The 16,169-nt window shown below is 65.8% G+C and carries 15 protein-coding genes; 3 read left to right on the forward strand and 12 right to left on the reverse strand.

The genetic code is table 11. From position 1 onward, the window contains the following. Nucleotides 1–57: 57 nt before the first annotated feature. Complete coding sequence (gene betC, locus Q8M85_RS09895; RefSeq protein ID WP_305543648.1) at nucleotides 58–1,560, forward strand: choline-sulfatase; 1,503 nt, start codon at nucleotides 58–60, stop codon at nucleotides 1,558–1,560. A gap of 171 nt (nucleotides 1,561–1,731) precedes the next feature. Here betC and Q8M85_RS09900 read toward each other — a convergent pair whose 3' ends face one another. Together Q8M85_RS09900 and Q8M85_RS09905 are read right to left on the reverse strand one after the other, a co-directional pair. Then, the gene (locus Q8M85_RS09900) at nucleotides 1,732–3,345 is read right to left on the reverse strand and encodes a GMC family oxidoreductase (RefSeq protein WP_305543650.1); all 1,614 of its coding nucleotides are present in this window, start codon (nucleotides 3,343–3,345) and stop codon (nucleotides 1,732–1,734) included. A 151-nt stretch (nucleotides 3,346–3,496) separates the two neighbouring features. Beyond that, entirely contained in the window at nucleotides 3,497–3,967 is a 471-nt protein-coding gene (locus Q8M85_RS09905) for an OsmC family protein (protein WP_305543653.1), read from the reverse strand. Nucleotides 3,968–4,050: 83 nt separating this feature from the next. Here Q8M85_RS09905 and Q8M85_RS09910 point away from each other — a divergent pair, with 83 nt between their 5' ends. After that, nucleotides 4,051–4,572, forward strand: a complete 522-nt coding sequence (locus Q8M85_RS09910; RefSeq protein WP_305543656.1) for a hypothetical protein — start codon at nucleotides 4,051–4,053, stop codon at nucleotides 4,570–4,572. A 23-nt stretch (nucleotides 4,573–4,595) separates the two neighbouring features. Here Q8M85_RS09910 and Q8M85_RS09915 read toward each other — a convergent pair whose 3' ends face one another. From Q8M85_RS09915 to Q8M85_RS09950, 8 genes are all read right to left on the reverse strand, one after another. After that, the gene (locus Q8M85_RS09915; RefSeq protein ID WP_371135226.1) at nucleotides 4,596–5,390 is read right to left on the reverse strand and encodes a carnitinyl-CoA dehydratase; all 795 of its coding nucleotides are present in this window, start codon (nucleotides 5,388–5,390) and stop codon (nucleotides 4,596–4,598) included. Further along, nucleotides 5,390–7,381 carry an acetate--CoA ligase family protein gene (locus Q8M85_RS09920; protein ID WP_305543659.1) on the reverse strand — a complete coding sequence of 664 codons (1,992 nt, stop codon included), beginning with the start codon at nucleotides 7,379–7,381 and terminating at the stop codon, nucleotides 5,390–5,392. The genes Q8M85_RS09915 and Q8M85_RS09920 overlap by 1 nt, the downstream gene beginning before the upstream one ends. A gap of 259 nt (nucleotides 7,382–7,640) precedes the next feature. Then, nucleotides 7,641–8,804, reverse strand: a complete 1,164-nt coding sequence (locus tag Q8M85_RS09925) for an acyl-CoA dehydrogenase family protein (protein WP_305543662.1) — start codon at nucleotides 8,802–8,804, stop codon at nucleotides 7,641–7,643. Continuing rightward, on the reverse strand, nucleotides 8,804–10,294 hold the full coding sequence (locus tag Q8M85_RS09930) for a carnitine 3-dehydrogenase (protein ID WP_305543666.1): 1,491 nt from the start codon (nucleotides 10,292–10,294) through the stop codon (nucleotides 8,804–8,806). Before Q8M85_RS09930 ends, Q8M85_RS09925 begins: the two co-directional genes overlap by 1 nt. A gap of 22 nt (nucleotides 10,295–10,316) precedes the next feature. Beyond that, nucleotides 10,317–10,595 carry a hypothetical protein gene (locus tag Q8M85_RS09935; protein ID WP_305543668.1) on the reverse strand — a complete coding sequence of 93 codons (279 nt, stop codon included), beginning with the start codon at nucleotides 10,593–10,595 and terminating at the stop codon, nucleotides 10,317–10,319. Next, nucleotides 10,592–11,212: an HD domain-containing protein gene (locus Q8M85_RS09940; RefSeq protein WP_305543670.1), complete on the reverse strand. Its 621-nt coding sequence runs from the start codon at nucleotides 11,210–11,212 to the stop codon at nucleotides 10,592–10,594. Before Q8M85_RS09940 ends, Q8M85_RS09935 begins: the two co-directional genes overlap by 4 nt. 22 nt (nucleotides 11,213–11,234) lie before the next feature. Next, the gene (locus Q8M85_RS09945) at nucleotides 11,235–11,570 is read right to left on the reverse strand and encodes a hypothetical protein (protein WP_305543673.1); all 336 of its coding nucleotides are present in this window, start codon (nucleotides 11,568–11,570) and stop codon (nucleotides 11,235–11,237) included. Nucleotides 11,571–11,588: 18 nt separating this feature from the next. Next, a complete protein-coding gene (locus tag Q8M85_RS09950; RefSeq protein ID WP_305543675.1) occupies nucleotides 11,589–12,503 on the reverse strand; it encodes a 3-keto-5-aminohexanoate cleavage protein in 915 nt (304 codons plus the stop codon). Here Q8M85_RS09950 and Q8M85_RS09955 point away from each other — a divergent pair. Continuing rightward, nucleotides 12,472–13,536: a GlxA family transcriptional regulator gene (locus tag Q8M85_RS09955; RefSeq protein WP_305543677.1), complete on the forward strand. Its 1,065-nt coding sequence runs from the start codon at nucleotides 12,472–12,474 to the stop codon at nucleotides 13,534–13,536. The genes Q8M85_RS09950 and Q8M85_RS09955 overlap by 32 nt on opposite strands. Here the strand turns inward: Q8M85_RS09955 and Q8M85_RS09960 are convergent. Further along, a complete protein-coding gene (locus Q8M85_RS09960; protein WP_305543680.1) occupies nucleotides 13,533–14,000 on the reverse strand; it encodes an MgtC/SapB family protein in 468 nt (155 codons plus the stop codon). The two genes, Q8M85_RS09955 and Q8M85_RS09960, sit on opposite strands and share 4 nt — an antisense overlap. 25 nt (nucleotides 14,001–14,025) lie before the next feature. Beyond that, nucleotides 14,026–16,035 (reverse strand): M3 family metallopeptidase, encoded by a 2,010-nt coding sequence (locus tag Q8M85_RS09965; protein WP_305543683.1) that lies wholly within the window; start codon nucleotides 16,033–16,035, stop codon nucleotides 14,026–14,028. Nucleotides 16,036–16,169 lie beyond the last annotated feature (134 nt).

Here is a 16,169-nt window from a genome sequence, read left to right on the forward strand (position 1 = left end):
GCCAGACGCGCCTGCCCGACCGGCTAGACAGGGTCGAACGCAGCGAAGGACCACCAGATGACCAAGCCCAACCTTCTGATCCTGATGGTCGACCAGCTGAACGGCACGCTTTTCCCCGACGGCCCGGCGGACTTCCTGCATACCCCGAACCTGAAGCGCCTCGCCGCCCGGTCAACCCGCTTCAAAAACTGCTACACCGCCTCGCCCCTCTGTGCCCCTGCCCGCGCCAGCTTCATGTCCGGGCAACTGCCCTCCCGCACCCGCGTCTACGACAACGCCGCCGAATTCGCCTCGGACATCCCGACCTACGCCCACCACCTGCGCCGCGCCGGCTATCAGACCGCCCTCAGTGGCAAGATGCACTTCGTCGGCCCCGACCAGCTGCATGGCTTCGAACAACGCCTGACCACCGACATCTACCCGGCCGACTTCGGCTGGACGCCGGACTACCGCAAGCCGGGCGAACGCATCGACTGGTGGTACCACAACCTCGGCTCGGTCACCGGCGCGGGCGTGGCCGAGATCACCAACCAGTACGAATACGACGATGACGTCGCCTTCCAGGCCTGCCAGAAGCTTTACGACCTTTCCCGCGGCCTTGACCCCCGCCCATGGGCGCTGACCGTAAGCTTCACCCACCCGCACGACCCCTTCGTCGCCCGCCGCAAGTACTGGGACCTCTACGACGGCGCCCCGGAATGTGAACCGCCCGAACCCGTGGCCTATGACGACATGGACCCCCACTCCCAGCGCCTGATGGATGCCTGCGACTGGAAGGGCATGGAGATCACGCCCGACCACATCCGCCGCGCCAAGCAGGCCTACTTCGCCAATATCAGCTACATCGACGACAAGATCGGCGAGATCCTGGCTGTGCTGGAGGCAACCCGCCAGGAGGCCCACATCGTCTTCCTCTCCGACCACGGCGAGATGCTTGGGCAAAAGGGCCTCTGGTTCAAGATGAACTTCTTCGAAGGCTCCGCCCGCGTCCCCCTGATGATCGCGGCCCCCGATATGCCCGCTGGCCTCGTGGAAACCCCGGTCTCCTCCATCGACCTCGCCCCCACGCTGGCTGCACTGGCCGGTATCTCGATGGACGAAGTCGCCCCCTGGACCGAAGGCGTTAACCTGATCCCGGTGGCAAACGGGTCCCCACGCGGCCCCGTGGCGATGGAATACGCCGCCGAAGGCACGATCACCCCGATGGTCGCCCTGCGCGAAGGGGCGTGGAAATACATCCGCTGCCCGGCCGACCCTGAACAGCTTTTCGATGTGGCGAACGACCCATTGGAAACGACAAGCCTCGCCCAGGACCCCCGCGCCGCCGAGATCCTCGCCCATTTCCGCACCCTCGCTGACCAACGCTGGGACCTATCCGCCTATGACGCGCAGGTCCGCGAAAGCCAGGCCCGTCGCTGGGTGGTGTATGAGGCGCTGCGGAACGGCGCCTATTTCCCGTGGGATCACCAGCCGCTTCGCGCAGCCAGCGAGCGGTATATGCGCAACCACATGGACCTGAACATCCTGGAGGAATCGAAACGATTCCCCCGGGGCGAATAGGGACGGCGGGCGCCGCGCCAGCCCGGCCACCCGCAGCCCGCTTTTCGGCCTTTCATCTTTGCCCAAGTATCCCCGCCGGAGGCTCCCCCGGCCCGGCGAAGCGCCGCATGTGGCATCGATCCGCGGCAGCGCCGTCCGCGTGGCTCGATGCCACAAGGACGGCCTCCCCGGTCACGGCGCGTCGGCCAACACCCGCTCGGCCCCCTTCCAGCCCATCAGGATCGCGGGCGCATTGGTGTTTCCCGCAATGATGTTCGGAAATGCGCTGGCGTCGATCACCCGCAGGCCGCCCACGCCATGCACCCGCAAGCCCGCATCCACCACCGAGTCCGATCCATCCCGTCCCATCCGACAGGTGCAGCTTGGGTGATAAACCGTCCCCGACCGCGCGCGGAAGTCGGCAATCAGCTGATCGTCCGACACCACCTCTGGCCCCGGGCGCAACTCTTCCTTGATCAGACGCGCCAGCGCCGGTTGCGCCGCGATCTTGCGCAGGAACTTCACCGCAGCCAGCATCTCTTCGACGTCATGGTTGGTCGAGAACGCGTTGGCCGTGATCACCGGGTGATCCTCGGCCCGGTTGGTTCGCAACCGGATATGTCCCTGGCTTGTCGGGCGGCAGTTCGACAGACCGATCGACATCCCCGACCAGGGGTCGGGCGTCAGCAGCGGGCGCTCACCCTCGCGCGGGACAAGGGTGGAGAAGGCCTGGAAATAGAGCTGCATGTTCGGCCGGTCGAGCTCCGCCCTGGTGCGGAAGAACCCGCCGCCGTGGTTGATCGACTTGGCCAGCGGCCCGCCGCCGCCAATGAAATACTGCAAACCCGCCCGCAGCTTGCCCCACCAGGGGCGCAGCTCGTCATTGTAGGTCGGCACTTTCATCGACCAGGTATAGTTGATTCCCTGATGATCGCTCAGGTGATCGCCAACATTCTGGTTCTCAAGCACCACCGGGATTCCCAGCGCCTGCAACAACGCCCCAGGCCCGATCCCGCTCAGCTGCAACAACTGCGGCGAATTGATCGCGCCCCCGGCCAGGATCACCTCTCCCTTCGCGCGCAGGACCCGGTTTTCGCCGCCTTTCCGATATGCGACCCCGACCGCCTTGCCGCCCTCGATCACCACCTTTGTCGCCAGCGCGCCGGTAATTACCCGCAGGTTCGGCCGCTTCATCGCCGGTCTCAGGAAAGCCCGTGCGGCCGAGTTCCGCCGCGCGTTCCGTATCGTCATCTGGTAGACCCCGGCGCCTTCCTGCATGGCCCCGTTGAAATCCGGGGTCTCTGGCAGACCGGCCTCGCCACAGGCCGCCACATAGGATGGAACCAGCGGATGCAGCCCTGCCCGGTTCGCCGACACGAAGAGCGGCCCACCCTTGCCCCGGTACTCATCCCCGCCCGCCTCGTTGTCTTCAAGTGCGCGGTAGGCTGCAAGGCAGTCGTCCCAACCCCAACCAGGATTCTCCCGTCCCCAGTCCTCGTAATCCGCCCGATGCCCCCGGATCCAGACCATCGCGTTGATGCTGGAGGACCCGCCCAGCACCTTGCCGCGCGGCCAGTGGTCCCGTGCGCCTGCAAGCCCCGGATCTGGTTCGGTCCGGTAAAGCCAGTTCACCGCCGGGTCGTAGAAAAGCTTTCCGTAGCCCAGCGGCAACTGCACATAGAACCGCCGGTCCGAGCCGCCCGCTTCAAGCACCGTGACCTTGTGCCTGCCCGAGGCGGTCAACCGCTCGGCAAGGACGCAGCCCGCCGATCCTGCGCCCACGATGATATAGTCTGTGTCGTCCATGCTGGCCCCCCGGCAACGCAAGCGACCCTAGCGGCGGGGACGCGCCGGAACCGTCCGGTTTGCGACACTGAATGTCGCGGCCAGTGCGGCTCGTCGGTCGACGTCTCCTCCTTGCAGCGCAGCAAGGCCTGACAGCGACGTGGACGCGCCGTCAGTCGACAACCTGGAAGGTCGGCGCATGATCCACCGGAAAGTTGACCGACCGCGCGATGAAGCAGACCTCATGGATGCGGTGGTGGATCGCCCTTGCCACCGCAAGGTCCGTGCCAGGCTTCACTCCGACGTGGGGCCGAAGTGTTGCCTTCACGAACCGCCCCGCGCCGCCGCGGCTCACCTCGCCTAGGCCCAGAGGCGCATCGGAATAGGACGTGACCACGATCCCCGCATCCGAGGCGTAGTGGAGGTACCAAAGCATGTGACAGGCCGATAGGGCACTGAGGAGAAGGTCCTCGGGGTTCATCTTCGAAGGGTCCCCGCCCAGAAGCGGATCGTTCGAGCAATGCACCACCGCCTTCCCCGGCACTGCGATGTCCCAGGTGCGGTCATAAGCCTGGTAATGCACCGTCCCCTCGCCCCGGTTGCCGGTCCATTGGATGCGGGTGGTGTAGTCGTGGTTGGGCATGCCTTCCTCCGGGTTGACACTGACAGAGCAACGAACACACAGTCGCGATCTACCCGCTTCTTTTGAGCAATTGGAGTAGAGATTTGATCCTCGGTCCAGACAACGCGTTTTGGGACGATGGCGAATGGATAAGTTGGGAGGATGTCACCTCAGAGGACATCGATGAACATTCGCTTCTGTCCAAGCTAGAATACGAAGCCGACTTGCGTCTGCGATTCCCCAATGCTGACATCACCTTGATCCCCTACTTTGAAGCATTGGTGAAGCTTGCCGCGCACTACTTGGTCGACACCGGAAGGCACCTGCAAGTCTACGGCGACATCGGTGAGCTGTTCGGCGCAATTACCTATGGTATCAAGCTGAATAGAAACTACGCGCCTGGAGCCGATGGTCGTCTTGGCAATGACCATGTCGAGATCAAGACGATCACGCCGTTCAACAAGCATGACCGCGTGACCGTCAAACTGGACGGCAACTTCAGCAAACTCCTCTTGGTGAAGATAAACGACAGCTTTTGCGTATCCGGGAAGTTGATCGACCGAAAGGCCCTGCCGCGAACGAAAGGCGGACGGGTGCGCGTGACATGGGCCGATGTTGAAGGATAGGTCCAACTGCCTTGCAATCCCGTCTATCGCCCCTTCCACACCGGATCGCGCTTTTCGGCGAACGCCCGCGCCCCTTCCAGCTGATCCTCGCTTGAATACAGCCGATCCACCGTCGGCAGCAGCCGCTTCGAGACCCGGTTCAGCGCGTCCTGAAAGCGCATGTTCTCCGCCTCGCGCACCACTTCCTTGATCGCGGCGTAGACCAGCGGCGGGCCAGACTCCAGCAGCCGCGCCAGATCCCAGGCCTTGCCCAGCAACGCCTCCGGCGCGCAAACCTCCTTGATCAGCCCCCAGCGGTGCGCCTCCTCGGCGTCGAACCAGCGCCCGGTGAGCAGAAGGTCCATCGCCACATGATAGGGGATGCGCTTCGGGAGTTTGATCGACGCCGCATCGGCCACCGTGCCTGACCGGATTTCCGGCAGGGCAAAGGTGGCGTTCGTCGAACACAGGATCAGGTCCGCCGACAGCGCCAGCTCCAACCCGCCGCCGCAGCAGATGCCCTGCACCGCCGCGATGACCGGCTTGTTGAGGTTCGGCAACTCCTGCAAGCCGCCAAAGCCCCCCACGCCATAGTCACCGTCCACCGCATCGCCCTCGGCCGCGGCCTTCAGGTCCCAACCGGGGCAGAAGAACTTCTCCCCCGCCGCCCGCAGGATGCAGACCCGTAGTGAGTCATCATCCCGGAAGTCCCTGAACACCAGCCCCATCACCCGGCTGGTCTTCAGGCTGATCGCATTGGCCTTGGGTGCGTCCAGCGTCACCTCCAGAATGGCCCCCTCGCGCCGGGTCTTCACCGGGCCTTCGGTCCGCATCTCCATCACGCTCTCCTCACCAATGCATCCACCGCCACGGCACCCTTCTCGCGCACCATCACCGGATTGATCTCGATCTCTTCTAGGCTCTCGTCGGCCAGCATCACCGCGCCCAGCCTAACGGCAATCGCGGCGACCGAGGCCATGTCCGCCCGGGGCCGCCCCCGATACCCATCCAGCAAGGGCCAGAGCCGCAACCCGCGCGCCGCCGCCAGCACCTCGGCCTCCGTTACCGGCAGCACCAGCGTCACCGTATCGGCAAGCACCTCCGCCGTCACCCCGCCCATCCCCAGCGTCAGCGTCACCCCGTAGACCGGATCGCGCCGCAGGCCCAGCAGCACCTCGGCCACTGCTCCGGTGACCATCTCCTCCACCAGATATCCCGTCGCCCCCGGCATCCCGGCCTGTCCCTCCAGCGAGGCAAGCCCCAACCGCACCGCCCCGGCTTCGGTCTTGTGCGCAAAGCCCAGACCTTTGAGCGCGAAGGGTGGGTGCAAACCCTCCGCCGCCGCCGAAACATCGGCAATCGTCGCCCCCGTCGCCGCTTTCGGCACCGCTATCCCGGCCCCCGCCAGCAGGGCCTTCCCCTCGGCTTCCGACAGCATCTGCCCCTCTCGGACCGGCAGTCCGGCAAAAGGCCGCCATCCCGAAATACCCGCCGGGGTCTGCGCCGCCTTCACGGCCGCCAGCGCCGACTCCAGCCCCAGAAGGGCGCAGACGCCTTCCTCCATCATCGCCTGCACCCGCCCTTCGCCAAAGTTCTCGGCGATCGAGGCGACGGGAAGTGCAATCTTCCCCGTCGCCTTTTGCGCATCGACGATCGCCCGGAAGGCCGGATCATAGCCGGAGGGGTCGCACCGATCCGCCCGGGGGCTGTCGATGATGTAGAGCCCTGCGTCATATGCCTCCAGCATCGCGCTGAAGACCTCGGTTGTCTTCGGCCCGTCGCCCCAGATGAAGGTGTGGTAATCCAACGGGTTGGAGATCGTCGGGATCTCCCCCAGCACCGCGAACAGCCGGTCATGCGTGGCTTGCGGAACGGGCGGAAACTCGATCCCGTACGGCGCGGCCAGATCCGCCACCAACCCCGCCTCACCGCCGGAGCAGGACAGCGAACAGATCCGCCGGCCGATCTGCGGCCCGTGAACGTGGAAGATCTTCAGCGTCTCGATCAACTCGCTGGGCGTGTTCACCTCTGCCACCCCGATCTGCCGCAGAAAGGCGCTGGAGGCCGCGCCGCCGCCGGCCAGCGAAGCGGTATGCGAGGCCGCCGCCGTCCGGGACAGTTCGGTCTTGCCCGACTTGATCGCGACGACCCCCTTGCCCATCGCCCGCGCTTTCTCGGCCAGGGCGGCAAAGGCCGGGGCATCATCGATCCCCTCGATGTAAAGCCCCACTGCCGTGACGCGCGGATCGTCCAGCAGCGCCCCGGTCAATTCCGCCAGCCCCACGACTGCGGCATTGCCCAGACAGGCGACATAGGCCACCGGCAGCCCGCGCTGCTGCATGCCAAGGTTGATGACGATGTTCGACGACTGGCTCACCAGCGCCACACCGGACTTGACCGGCAAACCGCCATGCTGGTCAGGCCACAGAAGCGCACCGTCCAGATAATTGATGACGCCATAGCAGTTCGGCCCCAGGATCGGCATGTCCCCGGCCGCCGCGACCAGCCTGTCCTGCAATCCCGGTTCCCCGGCCTCGGTCCAGCCGCTCGCAAAACAGATCGCGCCCCCCGCCCCCATCGCGGCCAGTTCGGCCACCACGTCAATGGTGGCATGCCGGTTCACCCCGATGAAGGTGGCATCCGGCGTCTCTGGCAGGGCGGCCAGGCTGGGATAGGCTTTCAGACCCCCGATCTGGGCCTTGGTCGGATGCACCGGCCAGACCGGGCCATCGAACCCCATCTTTCGACATTGAGCGATGACGTTCAATGCCCAGCCGGCCCCCAGGACGGCAATGTGGCGCGGGCGGAGGAGACGGTCTAGGCGGCTCATGCCCGGCCTCGCCCTGCGGCATCAGGCCCCGGGGGCGCTTCGCCCCCCGGCCCCCCCGAGGATACTTTTGGACAGATGAATGGTGAGGTGAGGCGCCCTGCCCCGGCAAACCGAGGCAGGGTTTCACCTGTCGCGGTCATCGGCGTCCCCGCCTGTACCGCCCGATGACTCTTGCAGGCCAAGGTTAACAAACCCTTTCATCTGTCCTCAAATATCCCACGGGGAGCGCGAGGGGTGTGAAACCCCTCGCTCCAACGACTCAACCCCCGACCGCCCTCAGCAACTCCCGGCTGATGATGTGCCGCTGAATCTCCGAGGTCCCCTCCCAGATCCGCTCCACCCGGCTGTCGCGCCAGATGCGTTCCAACGGCAGCTCGTCCATCAGCCCCATCCCGCCGTGGATCTGGATCGCCTCGTCGGCCACCATCGCCAGCACCTCGGTTGCCTTCAGCTTGGCCATCGACATGTCGGACTCGGTCACCGTGCCCTGGTCGTATTTCCAGGCGGCCTCGCGGGTAAGGAGTTCCGCCGCCTTCAACTCCATCGCCATGTCGGCCAGCTTGAAGCTGACGCCCTGGAACTTGCCGATGGCTTGCCCGAACTGCTTGCGCTCGGCCGCATAGGAAATCGCATGGCCCAGCGCCCGCTCCGCCCGCCCCAGACAGGTCGAGGCCACCTGCAGCCGCGTCGCCCCAAGCCAGGAGTTCGCAACGTCAAAGCCCTTGTGGACCTCACCCAGCACGTTCGCGGCGGGCACCCGGCAGTCATCGAACTCCAGCACCGCATTCGTATACCCACGGTGCGAGACGTTCCGATACCCCTCGCGCACCGTGAAGCCGGGGGTGCCCTTGTCCACGAAGAAGGCCGTGATCAGCTTCTTCGGCCCGCGCGGGGTCTGTTCCTCGCCGCTGGCCATGAAGACAATGGCAAAGCCTGCAAGATCGGCGTGGCTGATGAAATGCTTGGTCCCGTTCAGCACCCAGTCGCCCCCATCCTGCCGCGCCGAAGCTTTCATCCCCCGCAAATCCGACCCCGCGCCGGGTTCGGTCATCGCCAGGCAATCCCAGGTCTCGCCGCGGATGCAGGGCATCAGATAGCGTTCGCGCTGGTCCGCATTGCCCGCCAGCAGGATGTTCGACGGCCGCGCCACGCAGGTCCAGTGCAGCGCATAGTTCGCCCGGCCAAGTTCCTTTTCGTAAAGCAGCCAGGACAGCGTATCCAGCCCCGCGCCCCCGACCTCGACCGGCATGTTGGCCGCGTAGAGACCCGCCGCCATGGCCTTCTGCTGGATCTCGCGGATCAGTTCCAGCGGCAGGACCCCGGTGCGTTCCACCATCTGTTCGTGCGGATAAAGCTCCGCCTCCACGAAAGCCCGCGTGGTGTCGACGATCATCCGCTGTTCTTCGGTCAGTCCGAAATCCATCACGCCCTCGCCCGTTCTACCGGCTGTCCGATCGCGCGCCCTGCACCCTCGGGCAAGGGCAGTCCGGCATGGGCCTCGGCCACCGCCTTCAGGTTCCGCCACACCTCCGCCGCCGCAGGCACGGTCTTGCCCGCGCCCATGTCGACGTGCAGGCACAGCTGTTCGACGGTCGCGACGCAAGTGTCGCCCTTCATGATCCGCACGAAGGACCGGAACCGCTTTTCGTCCGCCGAGATGATCTGCAACTCGCCCCGCAACTGGTCGCCCAGCTTCGCCTCGCCCAGATGGCGGATATGCGTTTCGGCCGAATAGAAGCTGTGCCCCGCCGCCACGTAGTCCATCCCCGCGCCGATCGTGCGCAGGAAGTTGTCCACGGTTTCCGAGTTGCAGAAGTAATACCGGCTTTCCGTCATATGGCCGTTGTAGTCGATCCAGCCCGGCAAGACCTGGCCCTGCCACATGACCAGAGGCGCGGCCTTGACCCCCTGATCCAGCCCTTGTGCCATCTCGGCATTGAACGCCGCCGCCCGCCGTTCGTCATGCTCACACAGGACCTTCCCCGCGCCCCAGTTGCGTTCCTTCAACGACCGCAGGAAGCCCACGAGATTGCGGTCACGGATACGCTCCAGCTCGCGGATGCCATACATGCCGGACTGCGCGTCGGACTGGTTCGCCACCAGGTCCACCAGCTCGTCGTTGAACTCGGGCACGTCCATCAGCTTGGTCCAGGGCCATTTCAGTGCCGGGCCGAACTGGGCCATGAAGTGCCGCATCCCGGCCTCGCCGCCCGCGATGCGGTAGGTCTCAAAGAGACCCATCTGCCCCCAGCGCAGGCCAAAGCCCATGCGGATCGCCTCGTCAATCTCTTCCGTGGTGGCGATGCCGTCCTTCAGCATCCACAAGGCCTCGCGCCAGACGGCCTCGAGGAAGCGGTTGCCGATGAAAGCGTCGATCTCGTGCCGGATCACCAGGGGGAACATCCCGATGTCCTTCATGATCTGCACCGTCCGCTCCACCACCTCGGACGGGTTGTTCTCGGACCCCGAAATCTCGGACAAGGGCAGCAGATAGACCGGGTTGAACGGATGCGCGACGATGATATTCGCCGGGTTCACCGCAGATTTCTGCAAGTCCGAGGCCTTGAATCCGCTTGTGGACGACCCGATAAGCACGCCGGGGTTCGATTGTTGCAACTGGGCATAGACCTTGTGCTTCAGCTCGATCCGTTCGCTGACCGATTCCTGCACATATGCCGCGCCCTCGACCGCCTCGCTGATCGTGCCGTGGAAGGTCAGACGCCCCTCGGCGGGCATCGGCACATCCGACAGTGCCGGCAGCGCGGCGCGGGCGTTCGCCATCACCGCCGCGATCTTGCGCTCGGCCTCGGGGTCTGGGTCGAAGACGCCAACATCCCAGCCGTTCAAGAGGAACCGCGCAGCCCAGCCGCCGCCGATGACCCCACCCCCGATGATTGCCGCTTTCCTGTTCATCTTTCCGTCCCCTGTCATGGCCTCACCCCGCCGCCCCCGACTTGCGGTAGGTGCAGGAAAATCGCTCGTCGATGGGCGAGATCGGACCAACCCGCCCGCCATCCCTTTCGCACCGCGCGATCTCTGCCGGCGTCTGGGCAATCGCGCGGGCCAGGCAGACCTCGGTCCGCTTGCCGACGACGAGTGGCGCCGGGCTGTCGCAATCGACCACACCCAGCGGCACCCCGGTGGGCGTGACCCAGACCGGCTGGGGCGTGCAGGCCGACAACGCCAGCGCCGCGATCACCGCAAGACGTGTCATCCCACCCGCCCGGCCGCAACGGCGGCATCGGTCAGCGGCACCCGCTCACCGGCCCGGATCACTGCCGGATCATAGGCCCTGCGGGCGAAGACCTCGCGGACCAGAGGGGCGAAGTCCCGAACAGTCATTGTCGGATAGGCGGGGTCGAAGCTTGACTGATCCCACGCCTCGCAAAACTCGGCGCAGTCGTCGTAATAGGCGTGGCCCTTGAAGCGGTCGCGGGCGTGCTGGTTCCCACCAACGTGATGCGCGTAATAAAGCCGCTGGAAGTCGCCGTGTTTTTCCACGACCCAGGTCACCTGCTCGCGCACGAAGGGCTTCAGGATCGCGGCGGCGTATTCGTCGTGATTGTAGGGGGCATAGATGTCGCCGATGTCATGCAGCAAGGCCGCCACCACCCAGTCGGTGTCCGCGCCCGCCCGCCAGGCCCGCGTCGCAGCCTGCAAGGAATGGCCAAGGCGCGTCACCTGATAGCCCGACAGGCTTTCGTCCAACTCGACCAATGCGCCCATCAGCCGGTCCGCCGTCCCCGCCGCATAGTCCCGCTCATGCATATCCAGCATGGCGTAGTCGGCGGCATCGCCGTCCTTCATCGCCGTGAACTTGACCTTGTCCATGTCTACCTCCCGCTTTCACGCCCTAGCTTGCCCAGAATAACCAGGCCACTGCGGCGACCAGAATCACCGCACCAAGCCCGTTCGCGAGAACCGCCTGCCTCCCGGTCCAATGCCGCCAAACCACCACGGCGCGCACGGCCACACCCAAGGCCAGCGCTCCGCCCGTATACAACACGAACAGCTCTGCCAGACCGGAGCTGATCGAGTCCGTCTGCTGCTCGACCCAGCCAAACCACAGACCCAGACCGGCCAGCCCCCCCGCCCCCACAAGGCCAGCCAGCCACGTCCAACCTGGCATAAGGATCGGGGCCAGGTAGCACCCGGCCATGATCAGCAGGAAAAGGACAAGAACGTCCACGCGCGACGTCCCCGACCGTCACTTCGCCACCGGGGCCCGCTTCTCCAGCTTCAATCGCGCCCGCACTTCCGCCGGGGTGATCACCCGCGCGCCCAGGTTTTCGACGATGGTCGCCGCGCGTTCGACAAGCTGGGCGTTGGTCGCAAGGACCCCCTTTTCCAGCCAGAGGTTGTCCTCCAGCCCCACCCGGACATTGCCCCCGGCGATGGTGGCCGCCGCGACATAGGCCATCTCGTTGCGGCCAAGGCCGAAGGCGCTGAAATGCCAGCCCTGGGGCACGTTGTTCACCATCGCCATGAAGGTATTCAGGTCGTCCGGCGCGCCCCACGGCACGCCCATGCACAGCTGCACCAGCACGGGTTCGGGGATCACGCCTTCCTTCACCAATTCCTTGGCCAGCCACAGATGGCCGGTGTCGAAGGCCTCGATCTCGATCCGCACCCCCGCCGCCGTCATCCGCTTGGCCATGTCGCGCAGCATGCCCGGCGTGTTGACCATTACATAGTCGGCCTCGTTGAAGTTCATCGTGCCGCAGTCCAGCGTGCAGATTTCGGGCCGACATTCGACGATATGCGCCACCCGCTCCTCGGCCCCGCACATGTCGGACTTGGCGGCCATCGTCGTCATCGACTCGGTGTCGTCGAAATACATGTCGCCGCCCATCCCGGCGGTCAGGTTCAGGACGACGTCGGTGTCGCTGTCACGGATGCGGTCGGTCACTTCGCGGTAGTATTCCAGTTTGCGACTGGGCTTGCCCGTTTCCGGGTCGCGGACGTGGCAATGCACCACCGCCGCGCCCGCCTTGGCCGCCGCGATGGCGCTTTCAGCGATCTCCTTCGGGCTGCGCGGCACATGGCGGCTGCGGTCCTGAGTCCCCCCCGATCCGGTGACGGCGCAGGTGATGAAGACTTCCTTGTTCATGTTCAGCGGCATGGCATCCTCCCAAGGGCTTGGGCACCACCATAGCCGCCTTGCACGCCGCCGCTTTGCGCTTTACGAAATCATGATGACGGAAAATGCAATCTTTCGACCCTCTGACCAGCCACTGACCCTGGCGCTTCTGGTCCTGCCGCAGGCGTCCATCCTGGAAGTCGCCTCGGCCCTTGACCCGTTGCGCAACGCAAACCGCCAGCTGGGCCATGAGGCCTATCGCTGGCGCGTTGTCTCGCCGGACGGTGCCCCCGTGCCCCTGACCTGCGGGATATCGCTGCCCTCCTCGGGTCCCCTCTCGCACGCGACCGGGGCCGAGGCACTGATCGTCGTCGCCGGATACCGCCTGAACGAGGTCGCAACTCGCCCCCTGATCCGTGACCTGCGCCGCATCGCCCCGCGCTTCCAGCTGGTCGGCGGCATCGACGCTGCCCCTTGGGTCCTCGCCCGCGCGGGGCTTCTGGATGGCTACCGCGCCACTGTGCACTGGGAGGACCTGGAGGATCTCGCGGCCAGCCATCCCGAGATCGACATCGTCTCCGACCGCTTCGTGATCGACCGCAACCGCGTGACGATCAGCGGCGCGGCCCCCGCTGCCGACTTCATGCTTCACCTGATCCGCAGCCGCCACGGGGCCGCACTGGCCCGCCAGGTCGCCGCAAGCTTCCTCGCCACCGTCCGCAAGGGGTCCGAACCCCAGATCGCCGAGGCGCAGGACCGCGCCCTGGACTCCCGCGTTGCACAGGCACTTGCACGGATGGAGGCCCGGATCGACGCCCCCGAGCCGGCCTCCAGGACCGCCGAAGCCGTGTCCCTCTCCTCCCGTCGGCTTGAGTCGCTTTTCCGACAGGCGCTTGGGACCACCCCTGCCGCCCACGCGCTTGACCTGCGCCTGCAGGCCGCGCGCCGGATGCTGACCGACACGCGGCACCCGCTGGCCGAGGTGGCGCTGCGCACCGGCTTCTCCAGCCCTTCGACGCTTTCCCGCGCATTCAAGGCCCGTTTCGGCCAGCCTCCGGGCGCGCTTCGGCGCTAGACCTTGTCCTGGTCCAGCTCGGTCCCATCGTGAACCACCTTGCGCAGTGGTGTCATCAGGATCAGAGTCAGGACGGTCACCAGGCTCAGGATCACCGCGATATCAAGCTGCCCATAGCCCACGGCCGCCCCGATGGCCCCTGTCGCCCAGAGGCTCGCCGCTGTCGCCGTGCCCGTGGCCCGGTCCCCCTGTTTCAGGATTGCCCCACCACCGATGAAACCGATGCCGGTCATCAGCCCCTCCATGATCCGCGACTGCTGCTCGGACTCCGCGCCGATCACCTGGATGGCCATCATCACGAACCCGCAAGACGCAATGGCGACCAGAGGAAACGTCCGCAGCCCCGCACTTCGTTCCTCACGTTCGCGATTCCAGCCGATGGGAAGGGCCAAGAGATAGGCCACCCCCAAAGTGATCAGATTCGAAAGCGCCGCATCGGCGTCCAGACTGTAGAATATTTCCAAGCTCGCTCCCCAGTCCAAATCCGCGCTATGCCGGCTCCAGCAAACCCCGACCCTTGAGCAATGGTTCCACCCCCGGCATCCGGCCCCGGAACTTCAGATACAGCGCCTCGGCATCCTCGGACCCGCCGGCCGACAGGATGTACCGCTCCAGTTTGGCCGCCACCTTGGGGTCGAAGGCATCCCCCGCCTCCTCGAAGGCCGCAAAGGCATCGGCATCCATGACTTCGGACCACATGTAACTGTAGTACCCTGCCGAATAGCCGTCGCCGCTGAAGACATGCGCGAAATGCGGCGTCGCGTGCCGCATGCGGATCGCCCTTGGCATCCCCAGGCTTTCCAGCACCTCGGCCTGCTTCTGCATCGGGTCCACAGACGGCACCCCGGTGTGGAACTCCAGGTCGACCATCGCGCAAGCCACGAACTCAACCGTGGCAAAGCCCTGGTCATAGGTCCCGGCATCCAGCAACCGCTTCAGCATGTCGGCGGGCATCGGCTCGCCCGTCTCATGGTGCCTGGCGTGGGCCTCCAGCACCGAAGGCACCTCCAGCCAATGCTCATAAAGCTGGCTTGGCAGTTCGACAAAGTCGCGCGCGACCGACGTGCCGCTGATGAAGCCGTAGGTCACGTCAGACAGCATCTGGTGCAGCGCATGGCCGAACTCGTGGAACAGCGTCCGCGCATCGTCATAGCTCAAAAGGCAGGGATCGCCCTTGGCGAAGTTGCACACATTCACCACGATGGGCCGCTGATCGCCGCCCAGCTTGCGCTGCGACCGCATCGCGCTGCACCAGGCCCCCGACCGCTTCGAGCCTCGCGCGAAGTAGTCGCCAAGGAACACCGCGACATGCTTGCCCTGACGCGTCACCTCCCACCCCCGCACATCCGGGTGATAGAATGGCCCCTCGATCTCGCGGAACTCCAGCCCGAACAGACGGGTGGAACAATCGAACATCGCCCCCAGCATGGCGTCAAGCGACAGGTATGGCTTCAGGACCGCCTCATCCAGGTCATGCTCCGCCTTGCGCCGCTTCTCACTGTAATAGCGCCAGTCCCAGGGTTCCAGCGGCGCCGGGTAGCCGTCTGCGCACAGCATGGCTTCCAGCACTGCCGCATCCGCCAGTGCCTTGGCCCGCGCCGGTTGCCAGACCCGCATCAAGAGGTCCCGCACCGCGTCGGGGGTCTTCGCCATCTCCGGCTCCAGCTTGAACGCCGCGAAATCCGCGTAGCCCAGCAGCTGCGCCCGCTCTGCGCGCAAGGCCAGTATCTCCGCCGCGATGGCCCTGTTGTCGGTCTCGCCGCCGTTGGCCCCGCGCGCGACCCAGGCCGCATAGGCCTTCTCGCGCAGCACCCGGTTGGGCGAAAACTGCAGGAACGGGACGATCAGGCTGCGGCTCAGCGTCACCACCGGCCCCGTGCCCTTCTCGGCCCCAGCTGCCCGCGCGGCATCCTGGACGAACTCCGGCAGCGCGGCCAGGTCTGCCTCCGCTAGCTCCATCGACCAGGCCCGCTCATCCGCCAGGAGATTCTGCCCGAACTGCGTTCCCAGCACCGCCAGGCGCGCTTTTACCGCCGTCAACCGCTCTGCCGCTGCCCCGTCCAGCGCCGCCCCGGACCGCACGAACATCTGCCGGTAAAGCTCCAGCACCCGGCCCTGCTCTGCCGTCAGACCCTGGCCCTCGCGCCCCAGCCAAAGCGCCTCGATCTTCGCCCAAAGCGCCTTGTTGTTGGTGACTTCGCTGGAGAACTCCGACATCTTCGGTGCCAGCTCCCGCATCAGCGCCTCACGCGCCTCGGTGCTGTCGGCCCCCGCGAGATTGTAGAATACCCCCGCCACCCGGTCGAGGTCGCCCTCCGCCAGTTCCAGCGCCTCGATCACCCCGGCGAAGTCCGCCGCCGGGCCCTCGGCAATCGCAGAAACCGCCGCTCGCGCCCGAACCAGTGCCTCATCAAAGGCCGGCCCGAAATCCTCATCCCGGATGCGCTCGAACGGCGGCAGTCCGAAGGGCGTTTCCCACAGTTCCAGAAGCACGTTCATTGCAAATCTCCTTTGTGTCGAAGGCTAGGCTCGCCTTCGAACAAGGTCCACCCCATGCCCTTTCACATTTGCCCAAATATCCTCTGGGGGTTTGGGGGGCGAAGCGCCCCCATCGCCCGAGGAGGAGGCGAAGC

The sequence above is a fragment of the Tabrizicola sp. genome, assembly GCF_030694085.1.
GTDB lineage: Bacteria > Pseudomonadota > Alphaproteobacteria > Rhodobacterales > Rhodobacteraceae > Tabrizicola.

Excerpts from the sequence above, each read along its gene's own strand:
- betC (WP_305543648.1), top strand. The coding sequence starts at position 58 with ATGACCAAGCCCAACCTTCTGATCCTGATGGTCGACCAGCTGAACGGC.
- Q8M85_RS09900 (WP_305543650.1), bottom strand. The coding sequence starts at position 3,345 with ATGGACGACACAGACTATATCATCGTGGGCGCAGGATCGGCGGGCTGC.
- Q8M85_RS09905 (WP_305543653.1), bottom strand. The coding sequence starts at position 3,967 with ATGCCCAACCACGACTACACCACCCGCATCCAATGGACCGGCAACCGG.
- Q8M85_RS09915 (WP_371135226.1), bottom strand. The coding sequence starts at position 5,390 with ATGGAGATGCGGACCGAAGGCCCGGTGAAGACCCGGCGCGAGGGGGCC.
- Q8M85_RS09920 (WP_305543659.1), bottom strand. The coding sequence starts at position 7,381 with ATGAGCCGCCTAGACCGTCTCCTCCGCCCGCGCCACATTGCCGTCCTG.
- Q8M85_RS09925 (WP_305543662.1), bottom strand. The coding sequence starts at position 8,804 with ATGGATTTCGGACTGACCGAAGAACAGCGGATGATCGTCGACACCACG.
- Q8M85_RS09930 (WP_305543666.1), bottom strand. The coding sequence starts at position 10,294 with ATGAACAGGAAAGCGGCAATCATCGGGGGTGGGGTCATCGGCGGCGGC.
- Q8M85_RS09935 (WP_305543668.1), bottom strand. The coding sequence starts at position 10,595 with ATGACACGTCTTGCGGTGATCGCGGCGCTGGCGTTGTCGGCCTGCACG.
- Q8M85_RS09940 (WP_305543670.1), bottom strand. The coding sequence starts at position 11,212 with ATGGACAAGGTCAAGTTCACGGCGATGAAGGACGGCGATGCCGCCGAC.
- Q8M85_RS09955 (WP_305543677.1), top strand. The coding sequence starts at position 12,472 with ATGAAGACTTCCTTGTTCATGTTCAGCGGCATGGCATCCTCCCAAGGG.
- Q8M85_RS09950 (WP_305543675.1), bottom strand. The coding sequence starts at position 12,503 with ATGCCGCTGAACATGAACAAGGAAGTCTTCATCACCTGCGCCGTCACC.
- Q8M85_RS09965 (WP_305543683.1), bottom strand. The coding sequence starts at position 16,035 with ATGAACGTGCTTCTGGAACTGTGGGAAACGCCCTTCGGACTGCCGCCG.